Origin of the sequence: Flavitalea sp. (assembly GCF_035489435.1) — a bacterium.
In the GTDB taxonomy this organism is placed as follows: domain Bacteria; phylum Bacteroidota; class Bacteroidia; order Chitinophagales; family Chitinophagaceae; genus DATHKG01.
Window position 1 is genome coordinate 1 of sequence record NZ_DATHKG010000126.1, and the last position, 2,254, is coordinate 2,254.

4 protein-coding genes are annotated in these 2,254 nt (G+C 39.0%); 3 read left to right on the forward strand and 1 reads right to left on the reverse strand.

The window, feature by feature from the left end; all coding sequences use genetic code 11:
- Nucleotides 1-3 precede the first annotated feature (3 nt).
- Nucleotides 4-102 carry a hypothetical protein gene (locus tag VK664_RS20170; protein WP_461400508.1) on the forward strand — a complete coding sequence of 33 codons (99 nt, stop codon included), beginning with the start codon at nucleotides 4-6 and terminating at the stop codon, nucleotides 100-102.
- A gap of 31 nt (nucleotides 103-133) precedes the next feature.
- On the opposite strand, the gene VK664_RS20175 is transcribed toward VK664_RS20170, so the two are convergent.
- A complete protein-coding gene (locus VK664_RS20175) occupies nucleotides 134-901 on the reverse strand; it encodes a TerC family protein (protein WP_461400505.1) in 768 nt (255 codons plus the stop codon).
- Nucleotides 902-1,108: 207 nt separating this feature from the next.
- Between VK664_RS20175 and VK664_RS20180 the strand changes: the two genes are divergently transcribed.
- On the forward strand, nucleotides 1,109-1,591 hold the full coding sequence (locus VK664_RS20180; RefSeq protein ID WP_461400506.1) for a hypothetical protein: 483 nt from the start codon (nucleotides 1,109-1,111) through the stop codon (nucleotides 1,589-1,591).
- 10 nt (nucleotides 1,592-1,601) lie between these two features.
- The coding region (locus tag VK664_RS20185; RefSeq protein WP_461400507.1) for an amidohydrolase family protein at nucleotides 1,602-2,254 on the forward strand (653 nt) is incomplete at its 3' end.

The window sequence follows — 2,254 nt, forward strand, 5'->3', positions numbered from 1 at the left end:
AGGGTGCTGCGAAATGACCCAGGCATAGGCGTGATCCGACATGCTGACGCAGGCTATTCTGAAGCAAAAAAAACGGCTGAGAAATTTTCACTTGGTCTGTAACAAAAGAAAAATTAAAAAGGAACGCGGTCAATTACTCCCTGGTATTTTTGAGTTTTACTTTTTCAGTCTTCTTGCGCAATCGCATGTTGAGTAATTCCACCAACAGTGAGAATGCAATCATTGTATAGATGTAACTCTTACTGATCTCCTGGTGAAAACCCTCTGCTACCAGCATTATCCCGATTGCAATCAAAAATGAAAGGGCAAGCATTTGTAAAGTCGGATTTTTGTTGATGAACCGACTGATCGCTCCACTGAACGCAATCATTATTCCAATTGAAATCACCACTGCAATGATCATGATGAAAACTTCATCAACAAGCCCGATCGCGGTGAGAATAGAATCAAATGAGAATACTGCATCTATAAGTACAATCTGCACGACAACACTTGCAAACTTTGTATATACCGGTTTGGAACCCGGGTCTGCCCCAACAGGTTTTTCCAGTTTATGATGTATTTCTAGTGTACTTTTTGCTATCAGGAATATTCCACCTGCCATAAGAATGAGATCTTTCCAGGATATTCCGATCGGTTTTCCTTCAGCTTTTATAAATGGAATAGTAAATAAAGGTTCGGTCAACCGCATGATCCAGGTTATCGCCAGGAGTAGTAGTATGCGAAAAGCCATAGCCAACAACAAACCCATCGTTCTTGCGCGTTTTTGCTGGCCCGGCTCAAGTTTGTCGGAAATGATGGAAATAAAAATAATATTGTCAACACCCAATACAATTTCCAGAAAGGTCAATGTAAGTAAACTGATCCAAATCGAGGGGTCTGCAAAGTCCGGAACTTCCATTCGGTGAATTATTTGTGTTTCTCAACATAAAAACTATGCCATATGCCTGCTTATTACCATTTGTGATAAAAGCTTTACCGTAAACGACAAAATATTTTCAGTTAAACGACCAAAATCTTGCGGACATTATCTTTTCAATAACTTCCCGTAAATTATTGTAAAACCAATAATAATCTGTGTTATACCTATCAGAATTAAAATAGTTAAATGAAAGCGGCAACTGTCCAGGATATAAAGCATGAACTACTGCACCTTACACCAGCTAAACTTAGCGGAATCTGCCTGAGGCTGGCAAAATTCAAAAAGGAAAACAAAGAACTATTAACCTATCTTTTGTTTGAAGCCGGCGATGAAGCAGGATATATTCTCTCTGTTAAAAATGAAATGGAACAGATGTTCGCTGAGATTAATCAATCGAATGTTTACTATACAAAAAAAATGTTACGGAAAATCCTGCGTTTCACAAACAAACATATCAGATACATATCAGGCAAAACAGCCGAAATTGAGTTGCTGATATTTTTTTGCAGGCAAATTAAGAACGCAGGTATCCCATTAAACAAAAGCGTTGTTCTTGCAAATATTTATACGAGTCAGCAAAAAAAATTAGAAAAACTTATTGGCGCACTTCATGAAGATTTGCAGTATGATTACGAACAGGAGATGCTGGTGCTCCAAAAGCTGAAATAAAAACCGATCAATGGCTAAGACAATATTTACAAATATTAAAAAGCTTGTTAATTGCAGAACAGGCAATCAACTGCTTCGGCGGGATAACTTAGCAATTTTGCCTTGCATCGACAATGCCTATTTGTTAATTGAAGATGATAAAATAATTGAATATGGCCCTATGGACGACTGTCCCACAAAAATCGATTCATTTGAAGCAGGTGTGGTAAATGTCAGCGGTCAATATATTTTGCCGGCCTGGTGCGATAGCCATACACATCTGGTTTTTGCCGGTAGCCGTGAAAATGAATTCGTTGAAAAGATCCAGGGGCTAACATATGCTGAAATTGCAGCCAAAGGCGGAGGTATATTAAACTCCGCCAGGATCCTTAGCGAAACACCGGAAGATATCTTGTTTGCGTCTGCTTCTTCCAGGTTAAAGGAGATCGCTCTTCAGGGTACAGGAGCTGTTGAAATTAAAAGCGGTTACGGATTAACTGTGGATGCCGAACTCAAAATGTTACGTGTGATTCAAAGGTTAAAGAATGAAAGTCCGATGATCATCCGTTCTACATTTTTGGGGGCTCATACTTATCCTGCAGCATTTAAGGATGACCATGAAGGATATATCAATCTGATCATTAATGAAATGTTGCCGGTAATCGCAAGCGAAAATCTGGCTGA